Origin of the sequence: Sutcliffiella horikoshii (assembly GCF_008180725.1) — a bacterium.
In the GTDB taxonomy this organism is placed as follows: domain Bacteria; phylum Bacillota; class Bacilli; order Bacillales; family Bacillaceae_I; genus Sutcliffiella_A; species Sutcliffiella_A horikoshii_B.
Map to the genome: position 1 here is coordinate 1 of NZ_VTEV01000008.1, position 18,424 is coordinate 18,424.

The 18,424-nt window shown below is 39.2% G+C and carries 23 protein-coding genes and 1 pseudogene; 18 read left to right on the plus strand and 6 right to left on the minus strand.

Going from position 1 to position 18,424, the window contains the following annotated elements; translation table 11 throughout:
• The coding region (locus FZC76_RS23225) for a hypothetical protein (RefSeq protein WP_187442022.1) at positions 1 to 267 on the plus strand (267 nt) is incomplete at its 5' end.
• A gap of 76 nt (positions 268 to 343) precedes the next feature.
• Here FZC76_RS23225 and FZC76_RS18070 read toward each other — a convergent pair.
• Positions 344 to 586 carry a hypothetical protein gene (locus FZC76_RS18070; protein ID WP_148989574.1) on the minus strand — a complete coding sequence of 81 codons (243 nt, stop codon included), beginning with the start codon at positions 584 to 586 and terminating at the stop codon, positions 344 to 346.
• Positions 573 to 791 (minus strand): helix-turn-helix domain-containing protein, encoded by a 219-nt coding sequence (locus FZC76_RS18075; RefSeq protein WP_148989575.1) that lies wholly within the window; start codon positions 789 to 791, stop codon positions 573 to 575. The genes FZC76_RS18070 and FZC76_RS18075 overlap by 14 nt, the downstream gene beginning before the upstream one ends.
• Before the next feature lie 170 nt (positions 792 to 961).
• On the opposite strand from FZC76_RS18075, the gene FZC76_RS18080 reads away from it, so the two are divergent.
• The 7 genes from FZC76_RS18080 (at position 962) to FZC76_RS18105 (ending at position 7,075) form a co-directional block, all read left to right on the plus strand.
• On the plus strand, positions 962 to 1,930 hold the full coding sequence (locus FZC76_RS18080) for a tyrosine-type recombinase/integrase (protein WP_148989576.1): 969 nt from the start codon (positions 962 to 964) through the stop codon (positions 1,928 to 1,930).
• Positions 1,931 to 1,976: 46 nt separating this feature from the next.
• Positions 1,977 to 4,643, plus strand: a complete 2,667-nt coding sequence (locus FZC76_RS18085; RefSeq protein ID WP_148989577.1) for a phage tail protein — start codon at positions 1,977 to 1,979, stop codon at positions 4,641 to 4,643.
• Positions 4,644 to 4,659: 16 nt separating this feature from the next.
• Positions 4,660 to 4,959 carry a hypothetical protein gene (locus tag FZC76_RS18090; protein WP_148989578.1) on the plus strand — a complete coding sequence of 100 codons (300 nt, stop codon included), beginning with the start codon at positions 4,660 to 4,662 and terminating at the stop codon, positions 4,957 to 4,959.
• A 19-nt stretch (positions 4,960 to 4,978) separates the two neighbouring features.
• Positions 4,979 to 5,119 carry a hypothetical protein gene (locus tag FZC76_RS23230; RefSeq protein ID WP_187442143.1) on the plus strand — a complete coding sequence of 47 codons (141 nt, stop codon included), beginning with the start codon at positions 4,979 to 4,981 and terminating at the stop codon, positions 5,117 to 5,119.
• Positions 5,120 to 5,122: 3 nt separating this feature from the next.
• Positions 5,123 to 5,512, plus strand: a complete 390-nt coding sequence (locus FZC76_RS18095) for a phage holin family protein (protein WP_148989579.1) — start codon at positions 5,123 to 5,125, stop codon at positions 5,510 to 5,512.
• Positions 5,505 to 6,686, plus strand: a complete 1,182-nt coding sequence (locus tag FZC76_RS18100) for a LysM peptidoglycan-binding domain-containing protein (protein ID WP_148989580.1) — start codon at positions 5,505 to 5,507, stop codon at positions 6,684 to 6,686. Before FZC76_RS18095 ends, FZC76_RS18100 begins: the two co-directional genes overlap by 8 nt.
• A gap of 134 nt (positions 6,687 to 6,820) precedes the next feature.
• On the plus strand, positions 6,821 to 7,075 hold the full coding sequence (locus FZC76_RS18105; RefSeq protein WP_148989581.1) for a hypothetical protein: 255 nt from the start codon (positions 6,821 to 6,823) through the stop codon (positions 7,073 to 7,075).
• Position 7,076: 1 nt separating this feature from the next.
• Here FZC76_RS18105 and FZC76_RS18110 read toward each other — a convergent pair whose 3' ends face one another.
• Genes FZC76_RS18110 through FZC76_RS18120 form a run of 3 tightly spaced genes read right to left on the minus strand, consistent with a single transcriptional unit; the run spans position 7,077 to position 7,745 of the window.
• Entirely contained in the window at positions 7,077 to 7,271 is a 195-nt protein-coding gene (locus FZC76_RS18110; RefSeq protein WP_148989582.1) for a hypothetical protein, read from the minus strand.
• Positions 7,255 to 7,488 carry a hypothetical protein gene (locus tag FZC76_RS18115; protein WP_148989583.1) on the minus strand — a complete coding sequence of 78 codons (234 nt, stop codon included), beginning with the start codon at positions 7,486 to 7,488 and terminating at the stop codon, positions 7,255 to 7,257. Before FZC76_RS18115 ends, FZC76_RS18110 begins: the two co-directional genes overlap by 17 nt.
• 59 nt (positions 7,489 to 7,547) lie before the next feature.
• Positions 7,548 to 7,745: a helix-turn-helix transcriptional regulator gene (locus FZC76_RS18120; protein ID WP_148989584.1), complete on the minus strand. Its 198-nt coding sequence runs from the start codon at positions 7,743 to 7,745 to the stop codon at positions 7,548 to 7,550.
• Positions 7,746 to 7,893: 148 nt separating this feature from the next.
• On the opposite strand from FZC76_RS18120, the gene FZC76_RS18125 reads away from it, so the two are divergent.
• The 8 genes and pseudogenes from FZC76_RS18125 (at position 7,894) to FZC76_RS18155 (ending at position 14,538) form a co-directional block, all read left to right on the plus strand.
• Positions 7,894 to 8,865, plus strand: a complete 972-nt coding sequence (locus tag FZC76_RS18125; protein ID WP_148989585.1) for a ParM/StbA family protein — start codon at positions 7,894 to 7,896, stop codon at positions 8,863 to 8,865.
• Positions 8,831 to 9,094, plus strand: a complete 264-nt coding sequence (locus tag FZC76_RS18130; protein ID WP_148989586.1) for a hypothetical protein — start codon at positions 8,831 to 8,833, stop codon at positions 9,092 to 9,094. Before FZC76_RS18125 ends, FZC76_RS18130 begins: the two co-directional genes overlap by 35 nt.
• 94 nt (positions 9,095 to 9,188) lie before the next feature.
• The gene (locus FZC76_RS18135) at positions 9,189 to 9,602 is read left to right on the plus strand and encodes a hypothetical protein (RefSeq protein ID WP_148989587.1); all 414 of its coding nucleotides are present in this window, start codon (positions 9,189 to 9,191) and stop codon (positions 9,600 to 9,602) included.
• A gap of 14 nt (positions 9,603 to 9,616) precedes the next feature.
• Complete coding sequence (locus FZC76_RS23585; RefSeq protein WP_262372717.1) at positions 9,617 to 9,739, plus strand: hypothetical protein; 123 nt, start codon at positions 9,617 to 9,619, stop codon at positions 9,737 to 9,739.
• Positions 9,740 to 9,754: 15 nt separating this feature from the next.
• Positions 9,755 to 10,414 (plus strand): M23 family metallopeptidase, encoded by a 660-nt coding sequence (locus FZC76_RS18140; protein ID WP_148989588.1) that lies wholly within the window; start codon positions 9,755 to 9,757, stop codon positions 10,412 to 10,414.
• 111 nt (positions 10,415 to 10,525) lie between these two features.
• A complete protein-coding gene (locus FZC76_RS18145; RefSeq protein ID WP_148989589.1) occupies positions 10,526 to 12,904 on the plus strand; it encodes a type IV secretory system conjugative DNA transfer family protein in 2,379 nt (792 codons plus the stop codon).
• 227 nt (positions 12,905 to 13,131) lie between these two features.
• Positions 13,132 to 13,281 (plus strand): annotated as a pseudogene (locus FZC76_RS18150) (sporulation protein YhbH); the annotation flags it as partial.
• Between the two features lie 114 nt (positions 13,282 to 13,395).
• Positions 13,396 to 14,538, plus strand: a complete 1,143-nt coding sequence (locus FZC76_RS18155) for an ATP-binding protein (RefSeq protein WP_148989590.1) — start codon at positions 13,396 to 13,398, stop codon at positions 14,536 to 14,538.
• A 70-nt stretch (positions 14,539 to 14,608) separates the two neighbouring features.
• Here FZC76_RS18155 and FZC76_RS18160 read toward each other — a convergent pair whose 3' ends face one another.
• Entirely contained in the window at positions 14,609 to 16,198 is a 1,590-nt protein-coding gene (locus FZC76_RS18160; protein ID WP_148989591.1) for a glutathione ABC transporter substrate-binding protein, read from the minus strand.
• A 367-nt stretch (positions 16,199 to 16,565) separates the two neighbouring features.
• Between FZC76_RS18160 and FZC76_RS18165 the strand changes: the two genes are divergently transcribed.
• Together FZC76_RS18165 and FZC76_RS18170 are read left to right on the plus strand one after the other, a co-directional pair.
• Positions 16,566 to 17,465 (plus strand): ABC transporter permease, encoded by a 900-nt coding sequence (locus FZC76_RS18165; protein ID WP_148989592.1) that lies wholly within the window; start codon positions 16,566 to 16,568, stop codon positions 17,463 to 17,465.
• 21 nt (positions 17,466 to 17,486) lie between these two features.
• Positions 17,487 to 18,413: an ABC transporter permease gene (locus FZC76_RS18170; RefSeq protein WP_148989593.1), complete on the plus strand. Its 927-nt coding sequence runs from the start codon at positions 17,487 to 17,489 to the stop codon at positions 18,411 to 18,413.
• Positions 18,414 to 18,424 lie beyond the last annotated feature (11 nt).

An 18,424-nucleotide genomic window follows, 5' to 3' on the forward strand; every position in this document is an offset into this window, starting at 1 on the left:
TGGCAAACTGCCTTTACTTCGTCAAAATTGGAATACCTGATTAGTAAAGCTATTGAAAAAGGCATCAAAATCACAACACGAACAGAAGCCATGAAGCATTTCGGTAACGTGTATGAGTTAGGCGATCCGGAAGGCGGCACTATTTATCGTGAAGGATGGTTTCTTGACCAACCTTACATTGTTGTAAATAAGTTTGGTAAGGTAATCGCTACTGACAATACAGATAAGCAAATCGCTACGCATTTAAAAGATTACTTTAACTACTAATGAACTTTTGGATGGAAACGGTGCGGATAGAAAGTTTGTGAAAAACAACAGATTTTGGTCACAAAAACACCCCGGATTACTTACGTCCGGGGTTCATTATTTTAGGGAATCTATCCGCCATATCTAAGTAATAATCTACATGAACACGTAAAGAAAACTGCATGTCAGGTTGATCTTCATGGTCTAATATCCAGTCATCATAACTAGTTGCCAGTCGCTTTTTTATGAGGTCGTTTTTCAACCATATCTCTGCTAAAGGGTCTTGGTCCTCATTAAAAATATCTGTTAGAACGGAAGCCACATCTTTAATTGTTGTCATTTTCATTGTCCTCATAAATGAGAAGGTCTCCAGGAGACACACTTAGGTAACTGCATAACTTATCAAGAAGATCTTTTGGAATTCTTTCTAATTGATTATGGTATAGCAGCCTCACAGTCTCTAACCTATAATCGATGTCTCTTGAAACCTGACGAATAGAAATGTCTTTATCATCCAGTATGGTTTGTAAATTAGTTTTAATCATAAAATAAACGTCCCCCTCCTCCTTTATTATAAGTATGGCTCTTTAAAAGTGTCAATAATCATTTGACACGCAAAAAGTGACATGTTATTTTTAAAATAGAACCGACACTTTAAAAGAGTCACAACGAAATATTAAAGGAGAGGATTACCATAAAAACCGCAGGGGAATTGATGATTTCTCAAATCACTGCTTATATCTCGGAGCTGCTTCCAATCAATGTGGACAAGACGAAGAACGAATTGTCCTCCATTATCACTAACTACCACATAACCAAAGTCGAACAAGATGAGGTTCACCCAGACTTAACCGAAAAGATTCAATTGTTCTTAGCTACAAAGAAGTTGGAAGGCCTAGCCTCCAGTACATTAGAAGGGTATGCCTTAGAACTAAGGATATTCTCGGAGAGAGTTAAGAAAAGAGCGGAAAACATAACTGCAGCAGACATAAGAGTGTTTTTAGGCGGCTACAGTCATCTGAAAATGAGCACTGTAGGTAAAAAGTTGACTACCTTAAAAAGTTTCTTTAGTTGGTTAGCTGGGGAGGAACTCATACAACGAGACCCGACTATTAAACTTAAAACTCCCAAAGTGGAAAAACGAATGTCTAAAGCTCTTACAGTTGTAGAATTGGAGCGTATGAGAATTGCATGCAAGACCGTAAGGCAACGTGCTTTCTTAGAAGTTCTTTATGCTACCGGGTGCCGTTTGTCTGAAGTACAAGCACTTAACATCAAAGATATAAATCACCAGACAATGAGCTTCCGAGTGATTGGTAAAGGGAACAAAGAAAGAGAAGTTTACCTTTCGGAACGGGCCTTTATCCATCTTAATTTATACTTAGAAAGCCGTGATGATGAATGCGAGGCTTTAATGGTGACTGTAAGAAGACCCATTAGAAGGCTTTCCAAACGCGGAATACAGGATGAAATAAGGAAAATTGCTCGCGCAGCTGGTATTGAGAAGAAGGTAAGTCCTCATACGATGAGACATACCTTTGCTACACTTACGCTAAATAACGGCGCTGAGATAGCAGCTGTACAAGAGCTCCTTGGTCATAGCTCTCCAGAAACGACCATTAGGTATGCGCAGATTACGGAAGAAAGAAAAAGACAACAACATAAAAGATTTTTAGTTCAGTAGAGAGTCCCAATTGGGGCTCTTTTTCTTTTTTAGAAAGGAGGTTCTTATGGTGACTGTCTATCAAAAACCGAAACCTGCAACTCCAGTTATTACAGATGTACTAGGTCAGTCAGAACCTTTATATGATGTCGGGTCCATCAAAAGGATCAGGGAAGTTAATGGGGAACGAAGCATTAGTTTTTCTGTACTAAACACGGTGGAGAATATGTATGCATTTCCTCTTATACGATCGGAGAGTTTTGTTGAATATAAAGGAATAGATTATGTTGTTAAGCTGTATAGTGCGAAATCAGCAGGTAAGAAGTCTAAAAAAACAATAAAAGCATTGCAGAAATTTAATACAGATCTTGTGGATCACTATGTATACTCCTTTATTTCAGGATCTAAATCATTGGATACGTGCTTAAGCTTTCTATTTGTAGGTACTGAATACACGTACACCATTATCGGTACTTTCCCGAACCAAGAGTTCGATAAGTTTGGCGATGACAATGCCCTTGCTTTAATACAAGAAGCTCTCAACAAGTTTAAAGTGGAGTTCTCTATTCAGGGGACTCATTTTACGTTTAGGGAGAAAATTGGGAACAATTCTGACTTCCAGTTTAGGTACAAACACAACATAAAAATGCTAGACGAAACAATAAACAGCGCTAACTTCTCTACCTATATCAAAGGCTTTGGTAAGGACGGATTAGAGGTAGAATACGTGAGTCCTTTAGATGAAGCCGAAGGCGGTCCGTTTAAAAGAAAACACGCCCCTCCGATAAGAGATGAAAAATACACTTCATCTACAAGCCTCCTAGCTCGTATAAAAAGAGAGATACCAGATACAATACCTGTCGCCATAACTGTGGATTTCGCAGATATGAGGGCAGCTGGATACCCTTATGACGTTCCAATTGAAGGGGATAACGTTCTTTTAATCTACGAACCTATGGGAATCAACATTGAGACAAGGATCCTACGGATTGAAGAGGAGGAAGACAGCAAGGGGAACATTATTAAATGTGCTGTTACCCTTAGCAACATCCGTAAAAATCCAATACATCGTAATGCCAATCTTGGTAACACACAAAAATTCTTGGATAAAATTACGGACGAAGACGGAAAAGTTCGATTAGGATTTTTGGATGCTGCTGTACAAAGAGCAACAGCGGATCTTCATAGCGCCCAAACGGAAGTGGAATTTATTAATGGGTTCATACTTCGAAGTAAGGTTAATCCAAATCATCTAGTGGTGTTGAATTCTGCTGGTATTGGAGTTAGTACCGATGGTGGACAAACCTTCAGAACAGCTCTTACAGCTTCAGGGATTGTAGCAGATCTTATAACTGTGGGTACCATGTTATTTGACAGGATTAAGGGCGGTACGTTAACACTTGGTGGTCCTGAAAATGGTAACGGTAAAATGATTGTTTTAAATGACCAGGGTGAAATTATTGCTGACTTAGACGCAGAACGTGGAGGGTTCAGTAACCTATATGTCGCGCATTTAGAAGCTCCTAACGTTGTTAGTTATGGTGAAGAGAATCTGACTTTCTACGTGGCGGATGTAGCTATAGGAGACGGCGAAACCCCTAATGATGGGAATCACGGGACTTCATGGAATGCCCCTTTAGCAACAGTAAATGAAGCCCTTAGAAGAATTCCTAGATACTATGATGGAGTAGCTAATATTTACCTAAGTCATGGGGGCACCCACCGAGGAGACATTACTGTCCGTGGATTTGTTGGAAGAGGGAGTATATACTTTCGTGGTCAAAGTAAGACTCAAACAAAGATTGTTGGAAATATTTCCGCGGGGAGTAACCTATTAAACTTATATTTTGAACAGTTTACTATTAATGGAAGAGCAAACAGTTACGCTGTAGTTTCCTCTTACCAAAATGCTTATGCTGATTTTAGGCAAATCAACTTACATGGCAACAACTCTGAACGCGGTTTTGATATCTTGCAGAGTGGATATGCACAAGTTTCAGAGAGTGATATACAAAGTGTGGATGCTTGTATAAATGCTAGATATGGAGCAACATGTTGGGCTAGAGATAATACTGGAATGGGCGCTATACGTGGTATCTATGCTTATGGAGGATATTTTGTGGGCGGAGGGTCAGCTCCAGAAGGAGGAGTATCCAACGAACACAAAACGATGGGTGGAGAAATATTTGCTACCTTCACATACCCATACACGCCGCCGCCAGCTCCACCACCAGCTCCCGAAACAACAAGTACTTGGAACAGCACAGGAACATACAAGGGAGACTCTTGGAGACCACAGTACGGAGGGCAATGGTTTACGGACGGCTATGGTGAGGATGCTGTTGTTCAAGGGTATTGGGGCGGATTTGGTGCGTATAAAGGCTTATGGTTCTTTGGAAGCTCACCGTCTAATGCTGTTACAGGGAAAACCATTAAATCCATGCGTCTTTATGTCCAAAGGAAAGATCAAGGTGGAAACAGTGGTGCGGTGTCTTGTACATTCAGGCCACACACCTATACTGGAAGACCAGGAAGCGAACCATCTTATCAGTCACCTTCCACAACTGCTTCATTCAAATGGGGAGAAGGAAAGTGGATTACGATACCAAGTAGTTTCTATTCTGGCTTTCAAAGTGGCTCCTTCAAGGGAATTGGGATTTGGGTGAACAGTACTAGTACATCTAATTACGCTAAGTTTTACGTAGATGCAAAACTTGAAATTACTTACGAATAAGAGGAGGTGATGAAACTTGAAACTCGTTTTATACAATGACGAAAATCGAGTGTTGGATATCCAGGAAGACATACAGCAAGTAGTCACCGGAGAAGATGAAATATCATGGCAGCACGGAGCAATCAAAGGGATCAAAACAAACTTCATCGTATTGCCGGATGAGGTAGAAGTCGGTGAAACAGTAACAGAAATTATTATTAATCAAGACGTTAAGAATAATTTTAAGAAGCGAGATTTAGAAAAAGAAAACGCGGATCTTCTTGCAAGACTTGAAAATACAGAAACCGCAATCATTGCGTTGTTGGACCTAGTTTAGAGAAGAAAGGAGTGAGGCTATGAGCGATTTGTACCCATTCATTCTGAGTATGTGGCAAAGAAAAAAGATTGATGAAGTAAAGGTTGAAAGTTACTATGCCAAGGGACTAATAACAGAAGAAGAGAAAGACCAAATTCTAGCAACACCCCAGGAGGATTAATATATGTGGATTAACATTGAAAGTTTGCAGGTTGTACAAGCTTACTTGTTCGGTGGCGTAAAGTTTCTTGATTTCTTGGCACTCTTGATGTTTGTGGATATCATAACAGGAATCTTTAAAGCGATTAAGTTAAAAAGGCTCAGAAGTCGTAACGCGCTTTTTGGATACGCAAGGAAGATGCTAGTGTTCGGGGTTATTATTATTGCAAACGTAATTGACAATATACTGGGGTTAAATGGGGCGGTGGCATATGCTACGGTCCTTTTTTATATCGCAAATGAAGGCCTCTCTATACTGGAGAACCTTGCACAAATTGGTGTAAAAGTCCCAACTGTCATTACAGAAAAATTGCATGTGATCAATAAAGAAGAGGAGGAAAAGGACAATGAGTAACTATAAATTTGAAACTCTTCCCCAGCTGGTCGATCACCGGGAAACCCTTCCTAAAAAGGGTAGCTATAAGAAAAGAAAAACGGCCTTGAAAGACTGTAAACGTGCCTGGCACCACAGTATTACCGCAAAGGCATTATCCGGTTCTAATGCCCTTGGTTTTGCCAAGTATCATGTTCAAAACCTTGGTTGGCCTGGAATAGGATATACATTCGTTATTGAACCACAGAACATTATTCAAACTCCTAAAGGCCCAAGAGCTCGTATCGTTTACTGTCATGACTTTTCGCTACTGACCTATAATGTGGGTAATAGTAATGACTGGGGACTTGGTATCTGTGTCGCTGGAGACTATCGTTTTGAGGAGATGGACGAGGCTACAAAGGCGACAATCGATGAATTGCAGGATGTTCTTAATCAAGACGGAATCGGAAACGGGGATTTATCTCATCATGAGTTCCCGGGTTACGGCTGGAAAGCGTGCTGCGTCTTTGATTATAAGGAAGTATTCAAATTCCTGAATCATACACCGGTGCAAGAACTTCCTGAATTCTACGACCTGCAGCAAGGTGATACGCTTTGGGGAATTGCCAACAATGACGCTCGTTTTACAGTGGAGGATCTTCAGGCTTGGAACAACATTAAAGATCCATCTAAGGTAAAGGTAGGCCAACGAATCCATTTTAAACAGCAGAGTATTACGAAAGAACCTGTAAAAACAACTCCAGTTAAAGTCCTGTGGACTGGAGAAGTTAATGTCGCGACTCTTAATATCCGTAAAGGACCTTCTACCGAGTTCCCATCTGTGAAGCAACTTCACAGAGGAGAAGAAGTAAAAGTTTATGAAGTAAAGAATCAATGGCTTAACATCGGAAATGGACAATGGATATCTAATGTGGACAACAAGTATGTGAAAAAAGTGGTCAAGTCTTCCAAGCGGTTCTTAAACTTGAAGCCTCATATGAACAGCTGGAGAGTGTATCCATTAACGGTGGTAACAAAGATAGGTTATGAAAAAGGAAAACTTAATCCGAAAAAATTCGGTGGGTTATCTTATGAAATTCTAGGCAACCCACAAAAAGATGTGTATACGATCCAGACTTCCCATTTCGGAAAAGTGAACATCTACGCTCCAAGGGATAATGACAGTACCATTACTAATTCTAAATTGTATTAATCGCAATCGTTCTAAACTTCTCACCTCAGAAGTTTAGAACGATTTTTTTAATTTTTTGGAAAGTTTTACGTTTTTCTGCATAACATCTAGTATAATTAGGCTAATAACTAATACTGGAAAGGTTGGATGAATTTATGAGTGATGCAGGAAGAATTTTTGGTACAGTTTTTATTGTGGTAGGAGTTTTAGTGGCAGCTTATTGTGTATTCGGTTTGAAGATTAATACAGTTATTATTGATGAGCCTCATCCTTTGCGGTTTGTTTTTGCAGGTTTTTCTATTCTATCTGGAACATTTTTTGGTTTGGTACTTCTTTCCCTGGCAACGATTATCGAAAATCAGGAATCACAAAAATACATGAATGCCCAACAAAAAAGCACCTCAGCTTAATTCAGCTGGAGGTGTTCTTTTTTGTCTTTATATCATCTAAAATGACTTGGATCTCTAATATACAATCTATCCATCGTTTTGTTGTTTCTGGGTCCAAGTCATTTGCTTTCAGATATCCGATAACTTCATTCCATTCCCCATATTCTTCAACGGCTGCTTTCAAATCTTTTAAATATTTGTTATTTATGACTGTCATTCTGAGCTGATCCTCCTTCAAAGCTCCTTTTTCTTCTGTATAATCTCCAGCTCTGTTCAAACTTCCAGAGGTGGTCGTAACCTGTGGTCCACTTTCCTGCCAGATCATGAACACCTTCTACATAATAAAGTCCTTCATTCTCCAGTCTTTTTAATGTACCGACGAGATTATCTTCACTTATGACTTCATCTCCTACTTCTAATCTTTGTTTCTTCATTTCTCTCAAACTCCTAAATTCGTTTATTTCATCGAACTTGACTGAATTCGACTAAGCTATCAATCTTCTTCCCATTCCCAGATATCGCTTATATCACATCCGAGTATTTTGGCTATTTGCATCGCTTTTTTTAATGGGGGTACGCTACGTCCTGTTACCCAGTTGGATAACTGTTGATCTGTTAAACCCATTTCTTTTGCGATATCTGCTTGTGTACGCTTGCTTTTTGCGATCCATTCCTTTAACCTACATTTCATTTTTATCACCCATTGTTTATATTCGACAAGCATGAACAAACTCTTTTATAAAAATAATTGTAAAAATACAAAAATAGTTGGAAACTCGACAAGCTCTCCTCCATATCTTGTTATTGTAATACATGTAATACCGAAAGGGGAAGAAAGTATGACGGAAATTATCGGCTTAGATTTAGGGTTTGGAAATGTAAAAGGAAAGAACTTGTTTCAAGAAATCATGTTTCCCAGTGTGGTTGGGCCTTCCCGAAATTTAATTGAGTCCACTGTTCAAGCAGATACAGAACCATTAAATAGAATCATTGACAATAAACGCAGCTTATTTATCGGGGACTTAGCACTTAGGCAATCCGCCACCAAGATGTTTTCACTAAAAGAAAATAAGGCAGGACATGAGAGTACCAAACCTCTACTGGAAGTGGCGCTGGGGTTACTCGCAAAAGGAAGAAATGTAAATGTAGTGACAGGGCTCCCAGTAACCTTTTATTTTCAGCAAAAAGAGGAACTTTCAAAGGTATTTAAGCGAGATCATGACATCAACATTCAAGTAGGTGGGCAGTGGATAGAAAGAACCATTTCTGTTGATGAAGTGAAACTGGTACCGCAGCCACTAGGCTCTGCCATCGATTTTCTTTTAGACAGGGAAGGGAACATTAAGGAAGACATGAAGAAGTATGCCAAAGGAAGGATTGGAGTTCTGGACATTGGTTTCTATACCAATGACTTACTTGTCTTGGATGGGTTGGAAGTAGCACAGGATTACTCCAGGTCGCTACGTTCGGGGATGTCTGTGGCATATCGTGCGATGAATGATGCGGGAATTGATGTACCTATTTACGACCTAGAGAAAATGGTCCGTAGAGGGCAATACAGAAGTGCATCGGAGCAAGCATTTCAAGCACTGGCACAACAAATTCAAGGGGAAGTAGAAACGTATTGGCCGCAATTAGACCTTATCATCATAACTGGAGGAGGCGGGCATGAGTTGTTTCGGTACCTTAAGTTACCTGGAGAGTCTCGAATTTCACTCAATCCTTCATTGGCAAACGTAAAAGGCTATTACAAGTTAGGAAGGAGGGCCTGGGGTCGTGGGAATAATGGTCAGCTTTCGGTTAAACGATGACACAATCATATCTAGGATTGAGCAGATCCCCAAACAGTTTCGGTCCAGTGAATACCGAAATGCACTAACACAGTATTTTACTGGGAAGCCTCAACAGAGTGTATTACATGTATTACAAGAAACAAGGAATGTTCCGCAGATCAAGATTGATTTATTGGAAAAGGACAAAGAAAAAAACCCCGTCAACCTTGACGAAGCTCTGGATCGGACACTCGATAATTTCTTCTAAAAGCTGAGGGTAGAAAGGGGCCACGGACGCAGTCGCGCTCTTACGACAGCTTATGCAGCCATTCCGTAAAAAATGCACGTACAGGAGGATTTTTATGAAAAAAGTTAAGACAGTAGGGTCCATTACCACTTTTTTACGGAATGGCCCTGTAGAAAGCGAACCACTTGCCATTAAGTTGAATGACCACTTTAGTAAGTATTCGAAAGTGTATCAGGTAACAGGATTGACAGTCGTGTTTCTTACGACAGGATTTGTGGATGTGTCACTAGCAGCTCCAGTGGGTGCTGGGATAGATGAACTGGCCGAACCAATTTATAGAGAACTTTTATCTGTAGGAAAATGGATCATCATTTGTAAGGGAGCAATCTCCACTTTTAAGAGTGCAAGTGACGGAGATTACGAGCATGCTAAAAAGAGTTTCCTGTCTCATGTCATGATTTTCCTGTTATTGCTTTCCTATCCATATGCCATGGATCGTATTGAACAATTATTTGATCGTTTAAATTAAAGGAGGAAATTAGGATGAAAAATTTCAAAGTCTATTTATCTATGGAAGGTCAAAAGAAAGTATCAGAAGGTCAATTGCCAGAGGAATTGAAAAAGGTGTTAGCAGTAACTGGAATGCAAGGGCAGCAAAAGAAATAGTAAAGGGTGATCGTGTTGAAGTTCAGAATATCATCCAAGTTTGGAATAATGGAAGAAATCAGGGATGGAAAGCCTCACACCGGTATTGATTTTGCGATGCCAGAAGGTACCGATCTACGAGCTATCGGAGATGCAGTAGTGGAACGTGTTGTGAACTATGGCAGTGAGAATATCGGGAAAGGGGTCATCTTAAAACTGGAAGACGGTACCAGAGCAATATATGGGCATATGGATTCTATTTCCGTAAAAGAAGGAGCAGTGATAAAAGCTGGTGATTTACTTGGAGCTAGCGGGAATACGGGTCACAGCTCTGGAGCCCACTTGCATTTCGGACTTTGGAAAGACGGGGAGTACATCGACCCTACTCCAATAGCGGAACAGGTAGCGGATCTAAGCGGCAGTCTAGCACCAAAAGCACTATCTATCTTTGAACCTACAGGCGCTATTACACAATGGTTATTTGGTAAGACGGTAACAAAAACAACCAAGGAAACAGCATACGGTATCCTGGAAGGTCTCTGCGAGGTCTTGGTGGAGCTTTCAGGAGCCATTGCCCTGGTGGGCGGTGGAATATGTTTACTGCTGCATGTAGGAGGCTGGAAAGGCGGTATCCGTTGGATGGGTATCCTTACAGTGGCAAGAATACTGATATTAATGACTTTAGGGGGAGTTTAAGTTGGCAATAGTCATTGGAAGTTTAGTAATCGTTTGGGCCATGAACATGGGGGCCCTTATGCACCAGGAGGAAAGCCTAAAAATTAAAACGGTAAAAAAGTGGGAAGGGAAATGAAATCTATAAAACTGTCAAACTACCTACAGATGATCAAACCGGAATACATGTATTTGAGATTGAAACCTAATAATTCTATCCGCAATCAATCCACTCACAAACTTGCCCGAACAATCTCCAGTCTTTATAAAAACATCACCCATACCATTAAAAAGGAAGACGCCAAGATTATTAAGTTCTTTAGAAAGGAAGTGGTATTTGGCACAAAATACACAATAGAGACCGCTGCAAAAGTTGCTTATTATGTGTACATGGAAAAACAGAAAATGGAGTTTTATATTATTGTACCAAAACAACATTACTCCATTGTAAAGGAAAAAATGACTGATGTTTGGAGCAGTTTAACTGTGGAAGAGGTGAAGGAAATACCGGAATTTAGTGATGCTGCAACACGATTACAGTTAGCATATCAAAAGGAAGATGCTTTAAGTCTAGCAACGAACCGCAGCAACAATGATTTGCTGAATTCAAAATTGAATGTGGTGGATGTACTGGAAGAAGGGGACCGGGTAGGAGTGTTCTACAACTTTATACCCGTGTCTCAATATACGTGGATCAGTAAGTACCGTAATACCATGGAAAAAGTGAAAAACAACTTACCGACAGAACGAAATAAATGGTCAGTCAGTTACATGACAAAATTAGGCTTGAACGGTGTTTTCAAACTAGTGGATGACGTTTTAAGCACAGCTGCAGGAACTGGCGACAAAAAGAAAGAAGACCAACAAACCTCTATGTTTGAAGGGTTACTGGAAAGGTTGAACGCAAAGGAAAAGATTAGTGAGTGTACCAGGAAAAAAGCGACGGCTACCGTATTAAATACCCAGATCGTTGTACTAAGTGAAAGCCAAAATAGACTACGGCAGTTGAACAATGCCAAGAGTCTTTCCCAGAGTTTTGAGACCATTACAGATGACAATCGGCTTTTAGCAAAACCATTAAAGAAGCATTTTCGATTTACGGATTACACCATTTCTGGAGGGGAGCGGAACAGAATGAGCGATCAAGAATCTCAAAACTTTCTGTCACTAGCTGGAAGGGAAATACTTTCAAAGTATAATTTTATCGAGAGGGTGGATACACAAGAAGTGAAGGTTCCAGAAGAGTTAAGAAAAGGTAAATTAGGTATCGGATTTTCTACCTACAGGGGAAAGGAGCTACCTGCATTTCTGTCTACTGATAAGGAATTCCAGCATTTATGCCTAGTGCTTATCGGACCGAACCGTGCAGGTAAATCCACCTTGATTGGAAATCTAGCTTACGACTCCTTGAAGGCGGATGAGTGTACCATCATTTTTGACTACATCGGAAACTGTGAACTGAGTGAAGAAGTAGCGGAATTGTTCGGTAAAGAAAGAGTCCTGAACATTGAGTGTAACGACTTTGAGAAACTCCAGGGTCTTGGGTACAACGAGGTAGGAATTAGCGCGGATCCATTCATCCAATATGATAATGCCAAGAAACAAACGACGCAGCTGATGACCCTTGTCAATTCCATTAATACGTCTGATACGCATTTGTCACCGAAGATGGAGCGTTACTTAGTTAGCGCAGCCTTGGTTGTTTTTATTACTGGAGGAAGCATTCGAGATGTGTTCCATGTGCTACAAAACCATGAAGCCCGACATTCGTTTCTCGTAAAGGTACCAAAGAACCAAGAAGAGAACATGATGGAGTACATGACCAGTTTAAAAGAACTAGATGAAGTAAAGGACGGTGCCCTAGTAGGTACAAAATTGAATCTCATTGTGGGGATCATTGACCGCTTAAACAAATTGAAGGCGAACACCTACATGGAATTAATGCTCAAGAAGTCCACAACGAACAATATTAATTTGGTAGAAGAAATGCAAAAGAGCCAACTAATTTGTATCAAGATGCCGGAGCACATGTTTACAACAGACAATGAGAAAGACGTGTACACTACTTACTGGATCACAAAAATATGGATGGCCTTGCAGATGAGGAAAATGAAGTTCAAAGGGAATCGAGGTGAGATGAAGAAGGTAAATCTGGTAATCGATGAGCTTTACCAGGTGGAGAATACAGAGAAATTCCTGACAACCAAGTTGAGCCGGTTACCGAAGTTCAATATCAAGCCAATTATCAGCTGTCATTACCTGAATCAAATTAAGCATATACGTACAGAGTTACGAAGTGCGAATGCCAGTTACATGTTAATTGCAGGGTGTGACAAGGAAAACTTTAAAGAGCTGCAAGACGAATTGAAGCCATTCGAACTGGAAGATCTGATGCAGTTAAAACGATTCCACTCATTAAATTTAATCAAAATGAAGGACGGTTATGGGAAATTTATTACGAAGTTACCTGCTCCAGTGGAAACTAAAAAACAGCTAGAAGAAAAAAATATATAAAAAGAAAAAATTAAGGAGGGGGTGCTTCCTTCATCAAATACCTAACAGTAAATGAAAAGGAAAAGCACCCCCTCTATAAAATATATACTATATATATTATATTATTTATATATTATATTATTTATATATTATATTATTTATATTATATATAGTATGTATTACATATAAGTATTACTATACCTATAGGGTTTTTCTATTTTTAAATCCGTGTATATGGTGTGTTGTTCAACCAGTATAATAGGCATTCTACATTGATGTCAGCTTATAAGAATGTAAATGACGAGAAGTTCAGACACTACATTTTGAAGCAAAAGCCCGATGTTTTCCATGCGATGAAAGAGTTCTTTAAGAAAGAGCAAAATAAAAAATTTGCTTAAATAAAACCAGCCGAGGGGCTGGTTTTTCTTATGGGATAAAAGGAGGAATAAATGATAAGAAAAGCGAAGTATTAACAAGGAAAAACGATAGCTAATGTTGGTAGGGGCGTTGATATGGTTGAAAATCTAGGAATTTTTATGGTCATTTGTACGATGTCTTTTCCGATTGAGGTAACCGAGGGGTCTTATTATGATCAAAAGTTGATACCTATCATTTTATCATTTTTATATGGTGGTTTGTTTACAGGGGCTGCAGTAATGGTGTCCATGCTTTATTATCTGTATATAATCGGGGACAACAATCTTGTTGTTATGCTGATAAATTACTTAATTCTAGCTGGGCTACTGATAGCATTTCGAAATAGGTATACAAGTTTAAGCTTAAAAAAGAAGATTTCAATCATATCCTTCTTATTTTTACTCATTACAGCAACCAGAGCAATCAGGTTATTTTACCTGAATGAAGAGAAAGAGGTTCTTCTAAATGTATTGGTTTCTTTTATTACTTGGGTCTCTTTAGTAACAGCTATTATGATTATTGAAAATTTGAATATGCAAATGCAATTGCAGCATGAATTGCAACGTTCAGAGAAGCTTAAAGTGGTAAGTGAGCTTGCAGCGTCAGTTGCGCATGAAGTCAGAAATCCAATGACATCAACAAGAGGGTTCCTGCAGTTGATGAGTCAAGATGACAATCTAAACAGTTCTCAAAAAAGGTATATTGATATCTCTATTGAAGAGTTAGATCGGGCCCAAACGATTATTCAAGATTATCTATCACTTGCCAAACCTAATAAACAAGGGATGGACAGGGTAAATGTATCTCAAGAATTAGAAAACGTAGTACAGCTCATGACCACTTATACGGCTATTAACAACACGACAATTCGTCATGAGATTGAAGCAGAATTGTACATAAAGGCAAATAAGGATGAAATGAAACAAGTCTTAATCAACTTGATAAAAAATGCAATTGAAGCCATCGATAAGGATGGAACGGTGACCGTTAAGGCTTCTAGCAATCGAGGAACAATATTAATAGAGATTATCGATGACGGTGTGGGGATGACACTACAACAAGTGGATAGATTGGGAACACCATTTTATTCGACTAAGGATAAGGGAACTGGCATTGGTTTAACCATCTCTTTTCAAATTATTGAGTTATTGCAAGGGAAAATAGAAGTGGAGAGTGAGGTTGGAAAGGGAACTACATTTACTATTAAGCTACCGTCAGAAACTAGTGTTAGCAGCTAGTTTCTTTTTTTTTTGATTAGTACTGAAACATTAAAACCCCCGACAATCGCTAGTCGGGGGTCATGTTTAATTAGTTAAGCTTCACACCGTGGAAGTAAGGAGTACCACTGAAGTCTACGAATAGACCGTTTGCACCGTTTGTTCCATAGTTGAAGTCAGGATGTTGCAAGTAAACCATTGGAGCTTCGTCTACAAGAATTTCAGAGATCTCTTTGTAAGCTTCGTTACGTTTTTCTTGGTCAGTCTCAGAACGAGCAAGGTCAAGTAACTCATCTACACGTTCGTTCTTATAGAAAGAACGGTTACCAGGAGCACCGAAAGCTGAAGAATGGAATAGAGCATATAGACCATAGTCAGCATCAGCTGTTACTGTAGTCCATCCAAGGATGAATAGTTCGTGCTCACCATTAGCAGTTGCATCAAGGAATGCACCCCACTCAATGATTTCAATGTTTACTTTGATTCCAATTTGGCTTAATTGATCTTGTACAAGTGTTGCAATTTGCTCACGCTCAGCGTTTGCAGAGTTTACATAAAGTGTTGTTTCAAAACCATCTTCAAAGCCAGCATCTGCAAGTAGTTGCTTAGCAGCTTCTACATCATATCCAAGTGGCTCAAGATCTTGGTAGTTACCTACAACTGTAGGAGCAAGAGGTCCAACAGCAGGTACACCTTGACCGTCTAAGATACCGTCAACGATATCTGTTTTGTTGATTGCCATAGAAATTGCTTGACGTACTTCTTTGATATTGTAAGGCTCTTTATCCATATTGAAACCTAAGTAGTCCATACGAGTACCGCGAACGTTAGTTAATTCAATACCAGCGCTAGCCATACCTTCTACACGAGCAACGTCAGAAGCTCCAACTTGTGTAACATTTGCTTCACCAGTTTCAAGCATTGCAACACGAGTAGATTGTTCAGGTACTACAACAAATTTAATGGAATCAAGTGCAGGAGCACCATTCCAGTAGTCAGCGTTTTTCTTTAGAACGATTTCAGAACCACGGTTCCAGTTGTCAAATACGAAAGGACCTGTACCAACTGGGTTTTCGTCAACTGTTTTACCGCCGCTTTTTTCTTCTTCAATCGCAGATGGAGCGATGATAGAACCAGCGTTATGTGCTAAGTGAGCTGGAAGTGGAGCAAAAGGCTTATCCGTAATAATATGAACTGTGTGGTCGTCTTTTACAACAACTTCTTTAATCATGTTAACTACTACTGCACGTGGAGATGCAGTTTCAGGATCTAAAATGCGGTCAAGTGTTAACTTAACAGCTTCTGCAGTAAAGTCAGTTCCATCGTGGAATTTAACATCTGTGCGTAATTTGAATTCCCAAGTAGTGTCATCAATAGCTTCAAAAGACTCAGCTAGTGAAGGTACTACAGTTCCGTCTGCTTCATATGCAGTTAAACGGTCAAAAATTTGCGTTGTTACGTTTGTTGTAGAAGTATCATTCATTCCATGAGGGTCAAGTGTTGGAGCATCGGCACCAACTACGAATGATAATTCGCCACCTTCTTGACCTTCCACTTCTCCACCGTCACCAGAACCACTGTTGTTTGTGGATCCGCTACTGTTGTTTCCGCCACTACATGCCGAAAGAACTAGCATAAGTGAAAGCAGAAGCAAGAAAAACACATTCTTTTTTGCTTTCATTAAAATTACCCCCTAAATATTTTGTTGATACAAGTTTGTAATCAATGGATAAGCCATGATTGATTTTTATAATAATCTAAAAACTGAAAATTCACAAGAGTTCTTTTACAAGAAATTTTAACAATTTTATTATTTTTGTAATAATGTGGGGCTAGTTTTCTATTAATATTACGTTTTTGTTAATTTTTTCATACATATAATGAAGAATATTATTAAGTTCTTTTTCAATGATTCTTAAAATTATGTATCATGAGACTCTTTAAAACTATTGTAATATTACAAAATAATCGTTATTATAGTAGCTAGCTGTGTTGAAAATTTAGAATTGTTAAGAATGTTACAAACAGATGAAGGGATGAGAAGAACCATGAGTCAACCACAACCTCAAACGACAACGGGTGTTCCGGTTAAAGTGGAAAGTGCAAAGTCACTAAGATGGAAGACTTTCTACAAAAGAATGGCTAAAAATAAAGCCGCCATGGCAGGGGTTATTATTATATTAGCTGTTGTAATACTCGGAGCGCTTGCCCCAGTACTAGCTACCCATGAACCAAATACAACCAATGTAATGGACAAGCTTCAAGGGCCATCTTCTGAGCACTATTTAGGTACAGATGAATTAGGTAGGGATATTTTCAGTCGTTTACTGTATGGAACAAAGATTTCCTTAGGAATTGGATTCGTCTCGACGATTTTGGGGGCGATAGCAGGAGTAACTTTAGGAATTGTAGCAGGCTATTATGGCAGATGGGTTGATAGTCTGATAATGAGAATTTGTGATGTATTACTTGCTTTTCCAGGTATCCTACTGGCATTAGCTATTGTTAGTGTACTAGGAGCTAGTACTAGAAATGTAATTATTGCAGTAGCTTTCTATGCGGTACCGTCTTTCGCAAGAATTGTACGGGGATCTACATTAAGTGTGAAAAAACTTGAATACGTGGATGCAATTAAAGCGATGGGAGCAAAAGATGGAAGAATTATTTTCCGTCATATCCTTCCAAATATTATGTCGCCAATTATTGTACAAGCAACTCTTTATATCGCGTCAGCCATTATTACTGCAAGTGCTCTTTCCTTCCTCGGAATGGGAACAAAACCACCTACTCCTGAATGGGGAGCTATGCTAAGCCAAGGACGTGCTTATTTAACGCAAGCTCCGCATATTACGTTGTTTCCTGGACTTGTCATCTTGCTCGTTGTTATTGGATTTAACATGATGGGTGACGGACTGCGAGATGCGTTAGATCCAAAATCGAGAAAATAATGGAGAAGAAGGTGAATTAACATGTTAATTTTTATCATACGAAGACTTTTACAAACAATCCCGGTATTGTTTGGTGTGACATTAGCAGTTTTCATGATGGTGCACTTAATTCCCGGAGATGCTGCACAAATTATGGCAGGGGAACAAGCAAGTCCGGAACAAATTGAAGCAATGAGGGACAAGCTTGGCTTAAACGACCCTTATCATGTTCAATATCTAAACTATATAAGTAATGCAGTGCAAGGGGATCTTGGTACATCTGTTCGAACAAACCGTGATGTTACTTCAGAGATATTTACAAATAGAATATGGATAACTGTTGAACTTGCAATTTGGGGAACTATTCTTTCTGTGTTTCTTGGCCTAATTGCTGGTATTATTTCTGCAACAAGAAAATATTCCTTTGCAGATACTTCTATAATGATTGTTGCCTTGTTTGGAGTATCCATGCCAAACTTTTGGCTTGGAATAATGTTAATCTATTTATTCTCTGTAAACCTTGGCTGGTTACCTGTTGCAGGGTGGGGTAATGACTGGAAACAGATGGTACTACCGGTGATTACTTTAGGTACTGGTGGTGCGGCCATCATAGCCAGGATGACTCGTTCTAGTATGCTTGATGTTATAGATCAAGATTATATTCGGACAGCTTATGCAAAAGGTGTAAGTGATAAATATGTCATATATAAACATGCTTTAAGAAATGCATTAATACCTGTAGTTACAGTAGTAGGTCTACAGTTTGGTACATTACTTGGTGGAGCTGTAATAACAGAGACGGTATTTGCAATCAATGGAATAGGTCGTTTAATCATCAGTTCCATTACAATGAGAGATTTTCCAATGGTACAAGGAACCATTCTTGTTTGTACATTGTTATTCGTGTTGGTGAACTTCCTTGTAGATATTACCTACCGAATGATTAACAAGCGTATAGACCTTAACTAAAGGACGGTGAA

Bases quoted from the DNA above. Each gene is read 5' to 3' on its own strand.
- FZC76_RS18070 (WP_148989574.1), bottom strand. From the start codon at position 586: ATGACAACAATTAAAGATGTGGCTTCCGTTCTAACAGATATTTTTAAT.
- FZC76_RS18075 (WP_148989575.1), bottom strand. From the start codon at position 791: ATGATTAAAACTAATTTACAAACCATACTGGATGATAAAGACATTTCT.
- FZC76_RS18080 (WP_148989576.1), top strand. From the start codon at position 962: ATGATTTCTCAAATCACTGCTTATATCTCGGAGCTGCTTCCAATCAAT.
- FZC76_RS18085 (WP_148989577.1), top strand. From the start codon at position 1,977: ATGGTGACTGTCTATCAAAAACCGAAACCTGCAACTCCAGTTATTACA.
- FZC76_RS23230 (WP_187442143.1), top strand. From the start codon at position 4,979: ATGAGCGATTTGTACCCATTCATTCTGAGTATGTGGCAAAGAAAAAAG.
- FZC76_RS18095 (WP_148989579.1), top strand. From the start codon at position 5,123: ATGTGGATTAACATTGAAAGTTTGCAGGTTGTACAAGCTTACTTGTTC.
- FZC76_RS18100 (WP_148989580.1), top strand. From the start codon at position 5,505: ATGAGTAACTATAAATTTGAAACTCTTCCCCAGCTGGTCGATCACCGG.
- FZC76_RS18105 (WP_148989581.1), top strand. From the start codon at position 6,821: ATGAGTGATGCAGGAAGAATTTTTGGTACAGTTTTTATTGTGGTAGGA.
- FZC76_RS18110 (WP_148989582.1), bottom strand. From the start codon at position 7,271: ATGACAGTCATAAATAACAAATATTTAAAAGATTTGAAAGCAGCCGTT.
- FZC76_RS18115 (WP_148989583.1), bottom strand. From the start codon at position 7,488: ATGAAGAAACAAAGATTAGAAGTAGGAGATGAAGTCATAAGTGAAGAT.
- FZC76_RS18120 (WP_148989584.1), bottom strand. From the start codon at position 7,745: ATGAAATGTAGGTTAAAGGAATGGATCGCAAAAAGCAAGCGTACACAA.
- FZC76_RS18125 (WP_148989585.1), top strand. From the start codon at position 7,894: ATGACGGAAATTATCGGCTTAGATTTAGGGTTTGGAAATGTAAAAGGA.
- FZC76_RS18135 (WP_148989587.1), top strand. From the start codon at position 9,189: ATGAAAAAAGTTAAGACAGTAGGGTCCATTACCACTTTTTTACGGAAT.
- FZC76_RS23585 (WP_262372717.1), top strand. From the start codon at position 9,617: ATGAAAAATTTCAAAGTCTATTTATCTATGGAAGGTCAAAAGAAAGTA.
- FZC76_RS18145 (WP_148989589.1), top strand. From the start codon at position 10,526: ATGAAATCTATAAAACTGTCAAACTACCTACAGATGATCAAACCGGAA.
- FZC76_RS18155 (WP_148989590.1), top strand. From the start codon at position 13,396: ATGGTTGAAAATCTAGGAATTTTTATGGTCATTTGTACGATGTCTTTT.
- FZC76_RS18160 (WP_148989591.1), bottom strand. From the start codon at position 16,198: ATGAAAGCAAAAAAGAATGTGTTTTTCTTGCTTCTGCTTTCACTTATG.
- FZC76_RS18165 (WP_148989592.1), top strand. From the start codon at position 16,566: ATGAGTCAACCACAACCTCAAACGACAACGGGTGTTCCGGTTAAAGTG.
- FZC76_RS18170 (WP_148989593.1), top strand. From the start codon at position 17,487: ATGTTAATTTTTATCATACGAAGACTTTTACAAACAATCCCGGTATTG.